Source organism: Psychrobacter sp. NG25 (assembly GCF_015234355.1).
Taxonomy (GTDB): Bacteria; Pseudomonadota; Gammaproteobacteria; order Pseudomonadales; family Moraxellaceae; genus Psychrobacter.
Genome location: NZ_JADGMV010000004.1, coordinates 102,429 through 119,589 on the forward strand (window position 1 = coordinate 102,429; position 17,161 = coordinate 119,589).

Sequence of the window (17,161 nt, forward strand, 5' to 3'; positions counted from 1 at the left end):
AACAACAAAAAACTACTCGTTGCCTCTAAGCTTTTCCTGCTCTTCTTTGACAGCAGCCAGTTTGGCTTCTTCACGTTCGACATCAGCACGTAGCTTTAGGAGTTGTTGCTTGAGGTCATTTACTTCTGCCGTCTCAGCAGGATTAGGAGCGCTATTGCCCGCTACGTCATTTGCCCAATCACTGACATCGTTAAAAGCACGCTTAGCACCATGACGCCAGCTACCTTTAAGCTGTGAGATAAGCAGATGCAACTGACTAGCCATGGGTCTACCAATGAATGGCTCAAGCTGTCCAGCTACGTCAGGATCAAAGCCTGCGACCAACTGTTTGAGCTGCATCAGAACTTTATAGTCACCAGCGATAGGCAGATTGCCCTCAGTGCCGCGCATCAGGTTGAGCAGTTGAGCGGGGTTTTCTACAGTAATGGTACAGTCTGGTTGACTATGACCCAAACGTGCTCGCTCCATACTGGCTTTTTGGCGTTCATTCATCTGACCACTTGGCTCAAATACGCTCTCTGTCGTGACAGGCTCAAAGCGTAAACGCTCGTGAGTAAACAGCACATCTAGATTGATTTCAGGCATGCCCATATTCAGTCGTAACACTTTGCCAGCAAGTGGTGCTAGACCTGCTTTAGTAATCTCATCACTAGCAATGGCAAGGTTGATCAGCTTTTCGGCACCAGCTAATAGGAGGACAGTCAGCATAAGGCTCTCGCATCGTTAAATGAGCGCCTCTGCATTAGCTGCATCAGCGCATAGTATGTTCGTGTCAGGCTCAATAAGGTCTTACTAATCGTACTTTATCGTTATGCTTTAAAGCCACGATGTACAGCAACGATACCAGCAGTTAAATTATGATAATCACAATTTTCAAAGCCCGCTTGTTGCATCATTTGTTTCAGGGTTTGCTGATCAGGGTGCATGCGAATCGATTCTGCTAAATACTTATAGCTTTCTGAATCGTTGGCGATGATTTTACCCATCAATGGTAGCGCGGTAAAAGAGTATAGGTCATACGCTTTTGATAATGGTTCAAATACAGGCTTTGAAAACTCTAGTATTAATAAACGACCGCCCGGCTTCAACACGCGATACATGGCTTTTAGCGCAGCATCTTTGTCTGTGACATTACGCAGACCAAAGCTAATGGTTACTAAGTCAAAGCTTTCATCATCAAACGGGGCCAACGTCTCAGCATTTGCCAAGACAAAATCAACGTTATTACAGCCAGCATTGATCAGGCGCTCACGACCCACTTCCAACATGGCAGCGTTGATATCAGATAATACTACGTGACCGTTTCGACCGACTTCACGGCTAAAGACTTTAGCCAAATCTCCAGTACCGCCCGCGATATCAAGCACATGCTGACCTGAACGCACACCTGATAAGCTTATGGCATAACGCTTCCACAGACGATGGATACCGAAAGACATTAGGTCATTCATAATGTCATATTTTTTGGCAACAGAGGTAAAGACATCAGCCACGCGCGCCTGCTTTTCTGCTTTATTGACTGTTGTATAACCAAAATGCGTTTCTTCTGCGCCGTCAGTATCAGACGTATGCGGGTTATTGATGTCATCACGCTGATTGAAAAGGGTTTGTTTGGCCGCTTCTACCTTTGAAGAGACATTTTCTAAGGTGCTATTGGTATTATTAATGGTGTCATTGGTTGGCATAGTGGTTTGTTGGCCTTGTGGTGTTCCAGTTGGTAAGTCTTGGACTTGCGTGAAGTCATTGCTCTTTACACTATTATTGTGGTTTTTGACATCTGTCATTGGCACTGTCTTTACGTTCGCAGTTTGTGCCGCTAGTACTTGGGCTGTGATATTTTGATTGTTGGCGATACTATCTTTTACCAGCTGATCTTGTAAATGACCGTTGGTTGTCGTTGGTTGGTCGAGATGCGTGTTTTTATTATTTGCAGTATCGGTCATGGTGTTGTCCTATCGTTCATTTTTATGATTGTATTTCTAAGAGATATAAGATGGCGATGAGTCAGGTGTAATATGTATCCTATGATACACCAAACGTCATTGGCTTACCGCCATTATCCGTATCATGGACTTGGTCAATAATCAGCAGCTCACGCTCACAAAAAGGCTCGATAAAATCACTCACACTTTTAAGAGGTTTCATGGCTTTAAACCCTGTATCTATAAAGTCGTAAAGTGGCTGAAAATTATAGCGATACGCAGTGCCTTTAGCTAGGGCAAAGGCTTTTTTGAGCATAAACGAGTTCAAGTGCTTATCAGTGCGGTAGCAGACATCTTTTAGGTTACGAATCTGTACTCGGCGCTCATCAGCTTCATCGACAGCACGATATGCAGCAAGCATATTGTCTTCGTTGACTGGTAACGCTTCAGCAAGCAACCACTGCGCCAAATGCAAATCGAGCTCAATCGCTAAAATTGCTGCTTGGATGCCCATGCTACCTGCTTCTAGCGCAGACTCTTTAGCTAAGCGCTCAAGTTTTTGAGCTTTGGGTAGAATGCGTGCTAACTGCTTAGCCAGTAATTTGAACTCGTCACCACCATATAACTGTGTCAGAAAATAATCTGCCATCAGTTGATTCTTTGGCTGTTCAAAGAGGTCGCTGTGCGTGTGTTTAATCCGCGTTTGTTGCCATGACTGTACGTCTTTTAGCTTGGCATCTAACGCCAAATCTTCATGATAGGGCAGTGCCCAAAAACGTGTCAAATGCTGCTGTAAATCGGCTAAAGCGGCCATAATATGTAAACCTACAAATAAGTAAAAGTGGTAAAAAATATAATCAAACTGATAATTTATACTTAGTGTCTTACACGGATAGACAGTTATTAAACCATGTATCCAAGATTGTGTTCACAATAAAAGAAAATAAAGTAGAATACAAATGTCAAACTGTTACATAGCATCGTTATTTACTCGATTAATCGAATGCTATGATTAAAAAAATGCGTTTTAAATCATAGGATGATTTGGGTTATGAGTAAACAAAGTAATACGACTGAACCAACCGCACCAGAGTCAGTCAGTGCGCAATTTAGTGAGCAGGTTGTCGATCAGCGTCTGACGCCAAACCCTCTCAGTCAGTTTTCTATGGATACAGATTCGCTGAGACTGGCCTTGGTTACCGCTCAATACGCTCTACGAGCAACGCGGCAACAAACACCACCCACCCTCAATAAGCCAACAGGTTTATTAGTATTGGTTAATGGGATGGAGCAGGCAGGCAAAGGAACCGCAGTTAAGCAGCTGCGAGAATGGGTTGATCCTAGGCTACTCAAGGTTGAGGCTACGATTGGTTCTTGTCCATTACCGTCTCAGCCTATTTGGCAAGCGCATACCAAAGTGATGCCACGTCATGGTGACGTAATGATTTACTTTGGGAACTGGTATGCTGATTTGCTTTACAACGCTATGCGAATGGCGACATCAGACAGTGATAATGAGCAGTCAAAAAACAAAAGCTCAAAAGAGAAAAAATCGCTACCTATCGATAAATGGCAGGCATATCTAGAGCAGCAACTCATCAAGTTACAAGCCTTTGAACAAGATCTCGTTGCCAACCAAACTAGACTATTAAAGTGCTGGTTTCATGTCGATATTGAAACCCTCCAGTCACGGCTGAACGACAAAGAAGCTGACCCACATTTTCTGTATCAAATTGACTGGAACAGTCAAAAAGTTATCGAAAAATTTAATGAAGTTGCCACAGCCTTATTACGACAGCAAGATGACTGGGTCATTATTGATGGTGATGATAAGTCACAAGCGGCTGATCAATTTTGTCATGAAGTGCTACATGCGATGCAAACTGCACTAGTGAGTAGTAAAGCAAGCTCGACTGAAACGGCTAAAAAACAAAAATCATCCGATAAATCAGAATCTAATGACCAGACAAATCAAGCCTTGGATCTAAATGCGTTTAAATCGGTAAAAATACCGAAGCAATTAAAAACCATCGTTAATGTAGACATAGATAAGTCTGACTACCGCAAAGAACTGGCAGAAAAGCAAGCGCGTTTCGCTGAATTGCTACGTGCGCGCAATGGTCGGCATGTGGTATTTGCCTTTGAAGGTATGGATGCTGCTGGCAAGGGTGGGGCAATTAAGAGATTGGTCGCGCCGCTCGACCCACGTGAGTATCAAGTCTATAATATTAGCGCGCCAATGCTGTATGAACTACAACACCCTTATCTATGGCGCTTTTGGACAAGGTTGCCTAACGAGCAAACTAATCATATCAGTCGTGTCGCCATCTTTGACCGGACTTGGTATGGACGTGTGTTGGTTGAGCGTATCGAAGGGTTTGCAACGCGCGATGAGTGGCAGCGCGCTTATGATGAGATCAATCGTTTTGAGGCGGACTTAGTAACTGCAGGCACGATCGTTATCAAGTACTGGCTGTCTATTGATAAAAAAGAGCAGCTTAAGCGTTTCGAAGAGCGTCAAGATACACCGCACAAGCAATTTAAACTAACGGATGACGATTGGCGAAACCGTGATAAGTGGTCTGATTATGTGCAATCTGCCGCTGATATGTTGTCATATACAGATACCAAAAATGCTCCTTGGTGTGTCATCGCTACGAATGAAAAACGCCAAGCACGATTGGACGTATTAGATCATGCTATTGAACAATTATCTCTAGCATATGATAGCTAGTACTTGTTTTTATACTGGCTTTTATACTTGGTTGACTTGTACTACTTTTAAATTGAATCGACTATAGTCAGCCATAAAATAATAGGGTTATATTGTTCAAATACTGGCAGTTACAAATCTCGCAATATCATCATGCATTATGCGCTCATATTTAATATAATAGAGCGCGTAATAGCTTCTGCTAAATAACAATTCTGATTTAGCAAATATCGTGTTTTGGTTATTTGATACAGATACCTTAATAATTACGACAAAAATTGTTACAATAGCCACTACTAGTAGTACCATAAATATCACTATGAAATATCTAAGCCGCAAGATGCTGTAATCAGACGATTTGGCAATATTACTTGCGGCTTTGTGACATGTTGAGGGATGTGTTTTTTGCCTTGACCATAGTTAGTTTAAGACCATTTAAAAGCATGTTGCGTGCTTTATATATGCTACAACAGGCATTATGAGTAGCAGCGCAATGTTATCAACCTCATATAATTTCAATCAGCTTACGCAGGACGTATTAACGTATGGGTATTAGCAGCAGTTCTACAGAGTCAGTCAAAACCGTTGGCTCTATGAGAATAAATCTATTTTTTGCCATTTTACTGATTGCGATGACTTCCTACTTTTTGTGGTGGGGTCTAGATTACACAATGCGTCAACAGACCACGCTATTTATTGTAGCGACTGCCTTTGGTGTCTTTATGGCATTCAATATCGGCGGTAACGATGTTGCCAACTCTTTTGGTACGTCGGTGGGCGCAGGGACGCTGACTATCCCGCAAGCATTGGGTATTGCCGCGATATTTGAAGTATCGGGGGCAGTCCTCGCAGGCGGCGAAGTCACTGACACGATTCGGAGTGGAATTGTCGATCTAGATGGTCTATCCGTGACGCCCAATCAGTTTATTTATGTCATGCTTTCCGCATTGATTGCTGCGGCATTTTGGCTGTTATTTGCGACCAAAAAGGGCTTGCCCGTCTCGACCACTCACTCCATTATTGGTGGTGTGATTGGTAGCTCCATTGTTTTAGGTATCACGTTAGGTGGTACTGATATGGCGTTATCAACGGTAGACTGGGGAACAGTTGGAACGATCGCTATTTCTTGGGTGTTGTCACCATTGCTAGGTGGCATCCTGTCCTATCTCTTGTATGGACAAATCAAGAAAAACATCATTGAATATAATGATAAAACAGAAGCTTATATTGCGACGCTAAAAGGCAATAAAAAAGTCTTAAAGCAAAATCATCGAGAGTTTTTGGATGGTTTGACAGAGTCTGAGCAGTTGGCCTATACGTCAGCTATGTTACGCGATCAAGAAATCTACAAAGATGATGATTGTGACGTTGAAGACTTGGAGACTGATTACTACAAAAAGCTTTATGATATTGAGAACGAGCGCAGTAGCCTTGATACGCTAAAAGCCCTTAAGCAATGGGTTCCTATCATTGCTGCCGCGGGTGGTGCAGTGATGACCTCTTTAGTCGTCTTTAAGGGCTTAAAGAACGTCAATAATGGCCTGACGACCTTACAGGGTTTCTTGATTATGGGCATGATAGCGGCGCTAGTATGGCTAGCGACCTATATCTATACCAAAAGTATCCGTGGTAAGCATAAGGAGGACTTGACGAAAGCGACATTTATTATGTTTAGCTGGATGCAGGTCTTTACGGCATCAGCATTTGCTTTCAGTCATGGCTCAAACGATATCGCCAACGCTGTCGGTCCTTTTGCGGCTATTATGGATGTGATTCGTACCAATAGCATTGCTACAGAAGCGGCAGTGCCACCTGCTGTGATGCTAACCTTTGGTGTGTCATTGATTGTCGGTCTATGGTTTATCGGTAAAGAAGTGATTCAGACAGTGGGTACGAACTTGGCAAAAATGCATCCTGCTTCTGGCTTCTCAGCTGAACTGGCTGCTGCTGCTGTTGTTATGGGTGCATCGACCATGGGATTACCTGTATCAAGCACGCATACGTTAGTAGGTGCGGTATTGGGTATTGGTATTGTCAATAAGGATACCAACTGGAAACTTATGAGACCGATTGGTTTGGCTTGGATTGTTACGCTTCCTGCAGCGGCCACCATGTCTGCCATCAGCTATGTCATATTGAGCAACATTTTTTAAGGTCCCGCTAACCTTATTAGTGAGTGAGTGAATGCATTTTTATGACTGAGTTTTTATAGCTAAGTTCAATATAATAAAAAACGCTTATCGGCATTATGCTGATAAGCGTTTTTATATATAGCCAATCCTCTATAAATTGGATACGGTGTCAGTCTCGCTTAGTCTGCTACTTGTAGTACTTTCACTCGCCTTCCTTGTATCCAAATTATATTTAACCGACTATATCCATTTAAGATTTAATCAGTGCCAAACTGTTGGCGTTTTTTAGCAAAGAAGCGATCTAAGCGATCCATTGCATCTTCTAATTCATGTAGATTGGGTAGGAATACTAAGCGAAAATGATCTGGTCTGTCCCAGTTAAATCCCGTACCTTGTACCATTAAGACATTTTCTTCAGTTAATAAATCCATCATGAAATCCATGTCATCCGTGATAGGGTAAACGTCAGGATCTATCTTTGGAAAACAATAAAATGCGCCTTGAGGCATGGTGCACGAAATACCTTTAATAGCATTGAGACGTGTTACAGCCATTTCACGCTGTTTATACAAACGACCTGTCTTGGAAGTAAGGTCTTTCATACTTTGGTGGCCACCCATCGCTGTTTGGATGGCATATTGCCCCTGAACATTAGAACACAAGCGCATAGATGCGAGCATGTCTAATCCTTCGATAAAGTCCGTGGCGTGTTGCTTGCGACCAGAGACCATCATCCAGCCTGCACGAAACCCTGCGATACGGTGTGACTTTGATAAGCCATTGTATGAAAGGACCAGCACGTCGTCAGTCAGCGTGCTCATTGGCGTATGTACGGTGTCATCATAAAGAATACGATCGTAAATCTCATCGGCCATAATGATGAGATCATGCTCTTTAGCGACGTCGATAATTTGTAATAGCAGCTCATCGCTATAAAGCGCACCGGTGGGGTTATTAGGGTTGATAACCACGATGCCCTTTGTTTTACTGGTAATCTTAGACTTGATGTCTTCGATATCAGGGTGCCAGTTATCTTCTTCGTTGCAACGATAGTGCACGGCTGTACCACCAGACAGATTGGCTGCTGCTGTCCATAGCGGGTAATCCGGCATTGGAATGAGCACTTCATCGCCATCATTCATCAACGCTTGCATGGTCATGACAATCAGCTCAGATACGCCATTACCCAAATAAACATCACGCACATCAACAGCTGATAACAATCCTTTCGATTGATAATATTGCAATACCGCTTTACGCGCAGAAAAAATCCCTTGAGAGTCTGAATATCCAGTCGCTTCTGCTAAGTTCATCGCCACATCACGCAAAATTTCATGCGGTGCCTCTAGACCAAACGGTGCTGGGTTGCCGACGTTTAATTTTAATATGCGCTTGCCTTCCGCTTCCATTCTATTTGCAGTCTGTAGTAGGGGACCACGAATGTCGTAACAGACATTTTGTAATTTATCAGATTTTTTAATTGTATTCATAGAGTGACCACTCTTAGTATTGTGTTGTGAGTTTTCTCGAGCGTTAGAGGTTGTAGAGATTGTTTTCGATTGACTTTGGTCTGTATGGTTGGGCTGTATGTCTACAGGTGAAGAAGCAGATGAATCGTCATTCTTGCCTGAACCACCATTTATGGATTTTGTCGTAGCACTGGCTTCGTTTTGAAGTTCACCGCGTAGTAAATAGCCTTCGCTACAGCCTAGAATGCGTGCTAACGTCGGCAGCTTAGACGAGACAATACCGTTTGTGCCACGTTCCCAGTTAGAGATAGCACCACGACTGACCTTCGCACCTGCTGCCGTCATCGCTTGTGCCAATTGTTCAGCGGTAAAACCTTTACTGCGACGCAGCTGTACAAGTCGCTCAGCTTGTGCACTTTTATTCTTATCACTAGCCATAATCAGTTAAGCCTGTGTTCATCAATAGATTTGTAATAAAAAAATTACTTTAATTGAAGAGTAATGTTTATGTACTAATGCAAGATATTATTGCATAAATAATAGCAATGCAAGTTAACTTTAAAATTATTAAAAAAATGAAAGTAAATCTTGCATTTATAAGTATATGAGACAGCTTTATACTAAAATGACACATGATTACCTATTACTAATTGCTTTACCAACATAATATTATTGTAATATATACCTTGAATATTGGAGCAGTAACCAATAGATAGGGCGCATCGTTTTTAGAAAGCAATAACGATAAAACTCAAATAGTAGCAACATAAAATATTAGATAATACCTATCTAACTAAGGGTAAATTATGCAAGATAATCAACTTAGCAAAGAAGAAATCAGCCAGTTAACAGAAGCTGACTGGAAAGAGCGTTTAAGCGCTGACGAATATCATGTGCTGCGTGAGAAAGGCACAGAGCGTCCGTTCACAGGTGTTTATAATGATGCGACCGATGATGGCGTTTATCGTTGTAAAGGCTGCGGTGCCAGCTTATTTGACTCAAGTAATAAGTTTGATGCTAGCTGCGGTTGGCCAAGTTTTGACCAAGGAATCGATAACAGCGCTATTGAAGAGCATGTCGATAACTCGCTCGGCATGACTCGTACAGAAGTAACCTGCAGTAACTGCGGCGCGCATTTGGGTCATGTATTCCCTGATGGGCCTAGTGAAACGACTGGCATGCGCTACTGCATTAACTCAGTATCTATCGATTTGGATAAATCTGAAAAGTAGTTGTCAGCTGTTTAGATAAGCTTAGAAGTACAAAAAGGAAGCACTATGCTTCCTTTTTATTTGTTGGTACTCTTTTTATTTGTTGGTACTCTTTTTATTTATTGGTAGTATGGTTGTGGTTGCTACTAAGAATGCAGTAAGGCTCAACAAACAACTAAAATAATAATTCAATTAATTCAAACAATTTAAGGATAGATGATGAGTACTATTTATGATTTTACGGCTGAGCGCATGGATGGTAGCTCGCAAGCCTTTTTAGATTGTCAAGGTAAAGTGCTACTAATCGTCAATACCGCCAGTAAATGTGGATTTACGCCGCAGTTTGAAGGCTTAGAGTTGTTATATCAACAGTATAAAGATCAAGGACTGGTGGTTATCGGTTTTCCTTGTAATCAATTTGGTAGCCAAGATCCAGGCAGCAATGATGAGATTGGTGCGTTTTGTCAAAAGAATTATGGTGTCAGCTTTCCAATGATGGCAAAGGTTGAAGTGAATGGAGAGGATGCTCATCCGATCTACGAATGGCTCAAAGAGCAAAAGGGCGGTGTGCTCACAAATGGCATCAAATGGAATTTTACCAAGTTTTTAATTGGTAGTAATGGGCAAGTCATTGACCGCTATGCACCAACGACCAAGCCAGAAGCCATTAAAAATGATATTGAGCAAGCATTAGCCAATAAATAAGTATCGAACTCAAAAAACATTGGTTTTTTATAAAAGTATAAAATGAATAAAAACATATGCTTGCTAGAAATTTCGATAAAAATGCAAAAAATATGTGAAAAAGTCGAAAATACTGTTTGACACCCAACTGTAAATCTATATAATACACACCCACAGCAGCAGAGCTTAGTGACAAACTTAAGAGCTCAGTTGATGTTGAATAAATTGCATAGCAATTGTTCGCGGGTGATTAGCTCAGTTGGTAGAGCGTCTGCCTTACACGCAGAATGTCGGCGGTTCGAATCCGTCATCACCCACCACTACTTTAGCGAAGTGGACCTCTTCATAAAGGTAAGATGCTAAAGAGACCTAAGCAGCGGTAGTTCAGTTGGTTAGAATACCGGCCTGTCACGCCGGGGGTCGCGGGTTCGAGTCCCGTCCGCTGCGCCATATTTAAAACGAATTTAAACTTTCGAGTTTAAGCAAGTTTCGCCTCAAACATTAGATTGTTTGAGGTTTTTTTGTGTCTGTGATATCACCTAAAACTCAGATTGGTGTGTGACTAGACTTTCTAATAGAAGAGAGCAGACCATCTAAAATATTTACGTCCTAATGCTGTCCTTATTCTCTGCCTTTCTATTCTATTTCTTACTTTATCGTGTATCGCATTTTACGATTGATCAAAGCAAAATAGCGTTTTTTATTTGATATGCATGTTTGCTCAGGTAAAATTTCTCATAGCAAAGTTTGATTTACGTTCTGTTTTCAAAATAGATTGACTGGCAAACAAGACAATCACACCAACTAAGGAAAACACACCAAAGGCGTAGAATGCAGTAGCAGCACCATACCGATCAACAATTAAACCAGTAAAGATGACAGGCACACTAAGCCCTATATATGCCATCAGAAAGTAGCCTGCACTCGCACGTGCTTGCTCATTGCCAGCCGAGCGTGCGACTCCTAGCATACCTCCTAAATAGACAAAGCCATAACAACTACTGCTAGCTAAAAAAGCGGCCAAAAGAATCACTGGAAGGTTGGCGTTCAAAGTTCCCCAAGCCAATAAAGCATAAGCCGGTAGTAAGATCAAAAGACCAAGCTTACTTGAGACTTGAGGGTCAAGTTTTCGGGCGATTGGTTGAACGATCAATCCGCAACTGATGGCTAACATAGAGGATATCCCCGCATACTTAGCGAGTCCATGCGTGGCCAGTACTGAGGGAATAACTGACAATACCAATCCTGTCGTTGCCCAACAAATCAAAATACCACTGCCATACCAGACGACTTCACGGTTAAAATAAGGTAGCCGTAGCATAGATGTGGGCAAATTAGTGCGTTTAGGTGCTGTCTCTGGTAATTGATATAACAAAAACATAGCGAATATCCCGCTAGCTAGCAGTAAGAAAAAACTGGCTGGCTGATCGGTTTCATAAAACATCAAAGAAACTGTCGTCAATACAGGACCAAGACCAAAACCTATCGTCGTACTGGCCGTTACCCACGCTGTTGCACGCATCGTATCTGATGAGCCAAGCAGCTCAATCATATAGGCAGTCGCCGTAGCAGCCATCAGAGCCGTTCCCACACCCAGTATGAATCGTGCTACTGCTAACGCTCGTGTGTAAGGATAAAATAGCATGAGAGCCGTCGCTGTTATTGATAACGCTAAAGCTATTAAAATTGTCTTGCGGCGTCCGATCCGATCAGACAATCCGCCAAAAGCCAACAATACAGGTATGACGCCTAATACATAAAAGGAAAACGCTATCGTAGTTGCTAGTACGCCATAGCCATCATTGTGTGCGTAAACGGCATAAAGCGGCCCTTGGATATTGACGCTTGTCGTTATTACGCATAAGGCAAAAGCCAGATATTTATTATATTTTTTCGTGGTCATAGATCGCTACTTTTTGAAGAATAATCGTTGAATTGGCTGGGGTTAGTGTGATTCACAGTAGAGTCTCACATCCACCTCTACATCGTTTACGTTCAATGATTAAAACAAAAGCGCAGTAGGTTATCTATATACAATCCAGTACAATTAGACAGAACTGTTTGGTCTATAGAACCCATACAGTTCGAAAATCAAATCAATATATTGTCCCATCTGCAATTTTGAGACAAGACATCCATAGAAGCTGACCTATTAAAAACAGTAAAAATATGAATAATAAATTCACACGCATCGAAATTGTCATGGCTGACATAAAAGAGAAAATAGCGACCGTTATCTACATGCCAGAGTCGCGACTACCTTCTGTTCGTGCCGCTGCCAAAGACTATGGGTTCTCGCTATCTACCGTGGTTGAAGCCTATGAGCGCTTGCAAATCGAGGGAGTTATCTACTCTCGTCCGGGTGCAGGGTTCTATGTGTCAGAGACGACAGCGCCGCTATCATTGACAGATATAGCGCCAAAAATTGACCGAGTGGTAGATCCATTGTGGGTATCACGGCAGTCGCTGGAGCCACCCGATAGTGCGCTAAAGCCAGGCTGCGGCTGGTTGCCAGCGGATTGGCTGTTTGAAGCAGGTATGCGCCGGGGTCTACGAAATGTGGCAAAAGCTGACGCGTCCATTATCAGTGAGTATGCAACGCCGCTAGGACTGTTAGCATTGCGTCAACTACTCACGCGACGTATGGCAGGATTGAGTATCAATGCAGAACCTTCACAGGTGATATTGACGGATTCGGGCACTCAAGCGATAGATTTGATTTTTCGATTTTTACTGATACCAGGTGATACGGTTGTCGTCGATGATCCATGCTACTTTAACTTTCGAGCACAATTGCTTGCCCATAGAGTCAAAGTGGTTGGTGTGCCTTATACGCCAAATGGGCCAGATGTAGATGCCTTTGCAGCGATTTTAGATGAGCATAAGCCGCGCCTGTACATTACCAACGCTGCTATTCACAATCCTACGGGCGCAACGTTATCACCTGCCACGGCATACCGTGTATTACAGTTGGCCCAAGCGGCTGGTTTGTACATTATCGAAGACGATATTTTTGCAGACTTTGAAGTTAAGCCTGCAGCGAGATTGGCGGCTTTAGATGGGTTATCACGAGTATTCTATATAGGCAGTTTTTCTAAAACATTATCCGCATCCCTACGCTGTGGTTATATTGCAGCGCCTATGGAATGGGTCGAGAGTTTGGTAGATTTAAAGATAGCCACTGGCTTTGGTGGCAGTCAGTTAGCAGCGGCTGTTGTGTTCTCCGCATTGACTGATAGCGGCTATCGTAAGCATATGAATGATATCCATACACGGCTGGCAAGCGCGCGTACTCACACGCTACCACGATTGGCTAAATTAGGCATCGTACCGTGGCTGCTCCCACAAGCAGGCATGTTCCTGTGGTGCCGATTACCTGAAAATAACAATGCGACCGAATTGGCCAATCGTTGTTTATCCAAAGGTGTGGTATTGGCGCCGGGCAATGTTTTTAGCCAATCGGACAATGCTGAGAACTTTATGCGGTTCAATGTGGCGCAGATGAATCATTCAAAGATCTTTGAGGTATTGGCTCAATCGATGACTTAGTGCGCTGCCTAAATATCAAGTGGTTAATATGAAACCTATGGTAAGGGGGTATAAGTTGCCTTGTTTCTCAATATTTCAACTTTTATATGATGTTTTTTAAACGAATTTAAACTTTTGAATTTAAGCAATTTTCGCTTCAAGTATTAGTTTACTTGAGTTTTTTGTGTGTCTGCTCAAATGCCTTTTTTGTATAGGCCTTTTCTTTTAATCTTCCTTACTAAAACATTTACGCATCAAATTTCCGCCTTACGGGTGTATATCTTGTGGATGAAAATCATAGAATCAACAATATATTAGCAAGCAATCGCTTTGTAATGTTAGTAAATAAAAAAGTAAATTTTTGTTGTGATAATATTGCTGTTGCATTAGTATCTTCAAATTATAATAAACAATTGTTATTGCCGCAGTGAGTCTGTTATTAGCAATAACCTGTCGCAGATGACTACTATGCGCAGACTAATAATTTAATGATCGACCAGTTATCTTTATAACTAATATCCCTTCTCTTGAGTAAGACATATGCTTGGATTCAAAATGAATCGAAAACTAGACTTTTACCTAAGCGTATCTCTATTTGTATTTATACTAATAAGTATGACCACAAAATATGCTGGTATAGGATTCCCTAAAGAAGACTCCCTCTTTTACACGACAGGTATTTTAGGTCTTCATGACAATGTGCGTCACACTAAACACCTAACGCTTGATAATGTCGCGGGTAAAACAGAGACTCAAGTTTTTGCATGCGGTTATTCATTTTTCGATAACGGAAGAAGTAGTGATTGTGGGAACAATTTTTATAAACCCTATCTAAATGAAGAAGCGACCATAGGATGGTACATACAAGATAAGTTTTTAATATTTAAAAACAATGTACCTCAAGTGGTGACTGTAGAAGTCGATGATAAGGTGATTATAAGCTACACCGATACTCTCAGGAATATTAATAGTAATAACAAAATCTCCAAGTTTATGGTTTTATTTGCTTTTCCGTTTTCTGTTTTCATGTACTGGCTATTTAGTAAAGTGGGTAAAAAACCAATTAATAATTGACCAATTATCTTTATAACTAAAACCCCTTATCTTGAGTAAAACATATGCGTGGATTCAAAATAAAGCGAAAACTGGACTTTTACGTAAGCGTATCTATATTTGTATTTATACTAATAAGTATGACTACAAAATATGCTGGTATAGGATTCCCTAAAGAAGACTCTCTCTTCTACACGACAGGTATTTTAGGTCTTCATGACAATGTGCGTCACACTAAACACCTAACGCTTGATAACATCGCGGGTAAAACAGAGACTCAAGTTTTTGCATGCGGCTATTCATTTTTCGATAACGGAAGAAGTAGTAACTGTGGTAACAGTTTTTATAAACCCTATCTAAATAAAGAAGCGACCATAGGATGGTATATACAAGATAAGTTTTTAATATTCAAAAACAATGTACCTCAAGTGGTGACTGTAGAAGTCGATGATAAGGTGATTATAAGCTACACGGATACTCTCAGAAAAATAAATAGCAAGAATAAACTTTATAGATTTATGATTTTATTTGCTTTTCCATTGTCAGTGTTTATGTACTGGTCGTTTAGTAAAGTGGGTAAAAAACCGATTAGTAGTTAATGAATAAATACTTCATCACATTGGGTAGCGATTAGGGGGGGGGAATACTTAGCTCGTAAACTGTTGCAAGATCAAAAGTCATTACAACAAAGAAAAACACATTATTTTAGGGAATTTCTAAAAATGACGTATTAGATAACTTTTATAAGAAATAATTTATGTTCAAAAATCTCAGAAAATTTAGCGATTTATCGAAATCTCAAAAAATTCATATCGTTATTCTCTTATTAACATTATTTTTTTTCCCATCTAAACTTCTTTTAGAGTGGAGTGGTAGAAATTTTCCTTTAAAGTCCGAGCTGCATTATAGTGAAGGGATATTAGACTATGAAGGGTTTGGCGTCACTCTAAAATCTATAGAAGAACCTAGTAAAGATATTGTTTTTAGTTGCCATTATACAGCTTTCACGACTAGAGATTCTGGCAGTTGTATGGATCGTAAGAATATTGAACCTTATTTAGATAAACCTGCAAAGATAGGCTGGTATTTTCAACCCGATTTTTTAGGGTTTAGTAATGATTTCCCACAGCTAGTAACCTTGGAAGTTGAGGGGGAGCAGAAAAGATATTATAAAAAAACATTAAAATTTACTAAAGATGCAAACATGATTTTTTTAGGCATAACTTTATTTATAAATATTTTTTGGTTATGGATTTTTATGAAAATTGTTTATCCGAAAGATACAATTTATGAAGAAAAATAATTCCCAAATCACATTAAAGTCAGATACTCATAGCTAGTTTGAATAATAGATAGCCCTATAAAAATTGAGAAAATCAACAACGCTCATTCCTTGCTTTATCTGATGAGTAAATTGCAAGAATATCATCACATTCTTAGTTGTGAACCAGTATTTACTTTAACTCACAAAAAAACCGCCTTTAATCAAAGACGGTTTTTTTGTTTTAGCTTATTGTTAGACAGTCTATTTATACTAGTCTTGTAGATAGCTTAATAGGCGCATAAACTCAATGTACATCCACACTAGCGTGGCAAGTATACCGATACTGAATAGCCACTCGTAGTCTTCTGAGATGCCCATTGCCACACCGCGGTCGATATTATCGAAGTCCAATAGCAGTGTGAAAGAAGCAATAACAATAACGAATAAGCTAAAGCCAATAGCGATAACACCGCCTTCAAACAAGAAAGGTAAGCTTGAGCCGAATGCTAAAGAAAGCACCCACTGAGCCACATAGACCAGCATGATAGCGATAACCGCTGAGGTCACAATTGAACGGAACTTTTGAGTCACTTTAACCAGACCCGAACGATATAGCCCTAGCATAACGGCTGCGGTGACAAAGGTTGCACACATGGCAGTCACTGGCACGCTTGGATACATTCTCATAAAGAACAGTGAAATGCCGCCTAAAAATATACCTTCTAGTAATGCATAAGGCACAGCCAAAGTCTTGGCTTTTTGTGGCTTAAAAGTGATGAAAAGAGCGAGAACGAATGCAGCAATCATGCTACCAAAGGCTGCCATCGTAATAAAACCCTGCGATAGACCTGCCATAAGGGCATAAAAGAAAAAGCCCACACCAGTGATAGCTGATAGCCCAAGTAATAGACTGGTCTTTTGAATCACGCCTTTGACCGTCATTGGATTCCCGCCGATCGCAAGTTCTGCGCGACTGACAATAGGATTGGCCATATATATGTCCCTAATAATAAAATATAAATGAGTTAGATAACAGCTACTTTAGCAAATTCGCCATTATTGTCAACTGTGTTTGCGTGACGGCTATAAAGGCCTCACGACATTCTGCAGTTGGTTATAGAATTATAATAATGTGATGCTGTGTAGCTAAATAAACACGTTTAAAAGTAACGTATGATGGCTTTT

14 protein-coding genes and 2 tRNA genes are annotated in these 17,161 nt (G+C 41.0%); 10 read left to right on the top strand and 6 right to left on the bottom strand.

All coding sequences use genetic code 11. The features are described from left to right. Positions 1–12: 12 nt before the first annotated feature. The 3 genes from IPZ60_RS07515 to IPZ60_RS07525 all read right to left on the bottom strand — a co-directional run bounded on the left by IPZ60_RS07515 (position 13) and on the right by IPZ60_RS07525 (position 2,736). Complete coding sequence (locus tag IPZ60_RS07515; RefSeq protein ID WP_194197211.1) at positions 13–708, bottom strand: SCP2 domain-containing protein; 696 nt, start codon at positions 706–708, stop codon at positions 13–15. A 101-nt stretch (positions 709–809) separates the two neighbouring features. After that, positions 810–1,943 carry a bifunctional demethylmenaquinone methyltransferase/2-methoxy-6-polyprenyl-1,4-benzoquinol methylase UbiE gene (gene ubiE, locus IPZ60_RS07520; RefSeq protein ID WP_227669277.1) on the bottom strand — a complete coding sequence of 378 codons (1,134 nt, stop codon included), beginning with the start codon at positions 1,941–1,943 and terminating at the stop codon, positions 810–812. 79 nt (positions 1,944–2,022) lie between these two features. After that, a complete protein-coding gene (locus IPZ60_RS07525) occupies positions 2,023–2,736 on the bottom strand; it encodes a hypothetical protein (RefSeq protein ID WP_194197212.1) in 714 nt (237 codons plus the stop codon). A 237-nt stretch (positions 2,737–2,973) separates the two neighbouring features. Between IPZ60_RS07525 and IPZ60_RS07530 the strand changes: the two genes are divergently transcribed. Continuing rightward, positions 2,974–4,656: an ATPase gene (locus IPZ60_RS07530; RefSeq protein ID WP_194197213.1), complete on the top strand. Its 1,683-nt coding sequence runs from the start codon at positions 2,974–2,976 to the stop codon at positions 4,654–4,656. Positions 4,657–5,180: 524 nt separating this feature from the next. Next, the gene (locus IPZ60_RS07535; protein ID WP_194197214.1) at positions 5,181–6,788 is read left to right on the top strand and encodes an inorganic phosphate transporter; all 1,608 of its coding nucleotides are present in this window, start codon (positions 5,181–5,183) and stop codon (positions 6,786–6,788) included. A gap of 236 nt (positions 6,789–7,024) precedes the next feature. On the opposite strand, the gene IPZ60_RS07540 is transcribed toward IPZ60_RS07535, so the two are convergent. Next, positions 7,025–8,674, bottom strand: a complete 1,650-nt coding sequence (locus IPZ60_RS07540; protein WP_194197215.1) for an aminotransferase class I/II-fold pyridoxal phosphate-dependent enzyme — start codon at positions 8,672–8,674, stop codon at positions 7,025–7,027. Positions 8,675–9,042: 368 nt separating this feature from the next. Here IPZ60_RS07540 and msrB point away from each other — a divergent pair, with 368 nt between their 5' ends. The 4 genes from msrB to IPZ60_RS07560 all read left to right on the top strand — a co-directional run bounded on the left by msrB (position 9,043) and on the right by IPZ60_RS07560 (position 10,581). Then, entirely contained in the window at positions 9,043–9,468 is a 426-nt protein-coding gene (gene msrB / locus IPZ60_RS07545; RefSeq protein WP_194197216.1) for a peptide-methionine (R)-S-oxide reductase MsrB, read from the top strand. 198 nt (positions 9,469–9,666) lie between these two features. Beyond that, a complete protein-coding gene (locus IPZ60_RS07550; protein WP_194197217.1) occupies positions 9,667–10,152 on the top strand; it encodes a glutathione peroxidase in 486 nt (161 codons plus the stop codon). 223 nt (positions 10,153–10,375) lie between these two features. Further along, positions 10,376–10,451, top strand: a tRNA-Val gene (locus IPZ60_RS07555). A gap of 53 nt (positions 10,452–10,504) precedes the next feature. Continuing rightward, positions 10,505–10,581, top strand: a tRNA-Asp gene (locus IPZ60_RS07560). Between the two features lie 271 nt (positions 10,582–10,852). Here IPZ60_RS07560 and IPZ60_RS07565 read toward each other — a convergent pair. Further along, positions 10,853–12,034 carry an MFS transporter gene (locus IPZ60_RS07565; RefSeq protein ID WP_194197218.1) on the bottom strand — a complete coding sequence of 394 codons (1,182 nt, stop codon included), beginning with the start codon at positions 12,032–12,034 and terminating at the stop codon, positions 10,853–10,855. A 266-nt stretch (positions 12,035–12,300) separates the two neighbouring features. Between IPZ60_RS07565 and IPZ60_RS07570 the strand changes: the two genes are divergently transcribed. From IPZ60_RS07570 to IPZ60_RS07585, 4 genes are all read left to right on the top strand, one after another. Continuing rightward, entirely contained in the window at positions 12,301–13,680 is a 1,380-nt protein-coding gene (locus IPZ60_RS07570) for a PLP-dependent aminotransferase family protein (RefSeq protein WP_194197219.1), read from the top strand. 534 nt (positions 13,681–14,214) lie between these two features. Beyond that, a complete protein-coding gene (locus tag IPZ60_RS07575) occupies positions 14,215–14,733 on the top strand; it encodes a hypothetical protein (RefSeq protein ID WP_194197220.1) in 519 nt (172 codons plus the stop codon). Positions 14,734–14,852: 119 nt separating this feature from the next. After that, the gene (locus IPZ60_RS07580) at positions 14,853–15,311 is read left to right on the top strand and encodes a hypothetical protein (RefSeq protein ID WP_194197221.1); all 459 of its coding nucleotides are present in this window, start codon (positions 14,853–14,855) and stop codon (positions 15,309–15,311) included. A gap of 158 nt (positions 15,312–15,469) precedes the next feature. Further along, positions 15,470–16,015, top strand: a complete 546-nt coding sequence (locus tag IPZ60_RS07585; RefSeq protein ID WP_194197222.1) for a hypothetical protein — start codon at positions 15,470–15,472, stop codon at positions 16,013–16,015. A 231-nt stretch (positions 16,016–16,246) separates the two neighbouring features. On the opposite strand, the gene IPZ60_RS07590 is transcribed toward IPZ60_RS07585, so the two are convergent. Then, entirely contained in the window at positions 16,247–16,969 is a 723-nt protein-coding gene (locus IPZ60_RS07590; protein WP_110922643.1) for a Bax inhibitor-1/YccA family protein, read from the bottom strand. Positions 16,970–17,161 lie beyond the last annotated feature (192 nt).

What these genes read in the sequence shown, in the direction of transcription:
- IPZ60_RS07515 (WP_194197211.1), bottom strand. Translation starts at nt 708, where the DNA reads ATGCTGACTGTCCTCCTATTAGCTGGTGCCGAAAAGCTGATCAACCTT.
- ubiE (WP_227669277.1), bottom strand. Translation starts at nt 1,943, where the DNA reads ATGACCGATACTGCAAATAATAAAAACACGCATCTCGACCAACCAACG.
- IPZ60_RS07525 (WP_194197212.1), bottom strand. Translation starts at nt 2,736, where the DNA reads ATGGCCGCTTTAGCCGATTTACAGCAGCATTTGACACGTTTTTGGGCA.
- IPZ60_RS07530 (WP_194197213.1), top strand. Translation starts at nt 2,974, where the DNA reads ATGAGTAAACAAAGTAATACGACTGAACCAACCGCACCAGAGTCAGTC.
- IPZ60_RS07535 (WP_194197214.1), top strand. Translation starts at nt 5,181, where the DNA reads ATGGGTATTAGCAGCAGTTCTACAGAGTCAGTCAAAACCGTTGGCTCT.
- IPZ60_RS07540 (WP_194197215.1), bottom strand. Translation starts at nt 8,674, where the DNA reads ATGGCTAGTGATAAGAATAAAAGTGCACAAGCTGAGCGACTTGTACAG.
- msrB (WP_194197216.1), top strand. Translation starts at nt 9,043, where the DNA reads ATGCAAGATAATCAACTTAGCAAAGAAGAAATCAGCCAGTTAACAGAA.
- IPZ60_RS07550 (WP_194197217.1), top strand. Translation starts at nt 9,667, where the DNA reads ATGAGTACTATTTATGATTTTACGGCTGAGCGCATGGATGGTAGCTCG.
- IPZ60_RS07565 (WP_194197218.1), bottom strand. Translation starts at nt 12,034, where the DNA reads ATGACCACGAAAAAATATAATAAATATCTGGCTTTTGCCTTATGCGTA.
- IPZ60_RS07570 (WP_194197219.1), top strand. Translation starts at nt 12,301, where the DNA reads ATGAATAATAAATTCACACGCATCGAAATTGTCATGGCTGACATAAAA.
- IPZ60_RS07575 (WP_194197220.1), top strand. Translation starts at nt 14,215, where the DNA reads ATGAATCGAAAACTAGACTTTTACCTAAGCGTATCTCTATTTGTATTT.
- IPZ60_RS07580 (WP_194197221.1), top strand. Translation starts at nt 14,853, where the DNA reads ATGACTACAAAATATGCTGGTATAGGATTCCCTAAAGAAGACTCTCTC.
- IPZ60_RS07585 (WP_194197222.1), top strand. Translation starts at nt 15,470, where the DNA reads ATGTTCAAAAATCTCAGAAAATTTAGCGATTTATCGAAATCTCAAAAA.
- IPZ60_RS07590 (WP_110922643.1), bottom strand. Translation starts at nt 16,969, where the DNA reads ATGGCCAATCCTATTGTCAGTCGCGCAGAACTTGCGATCGGCGGGAAT.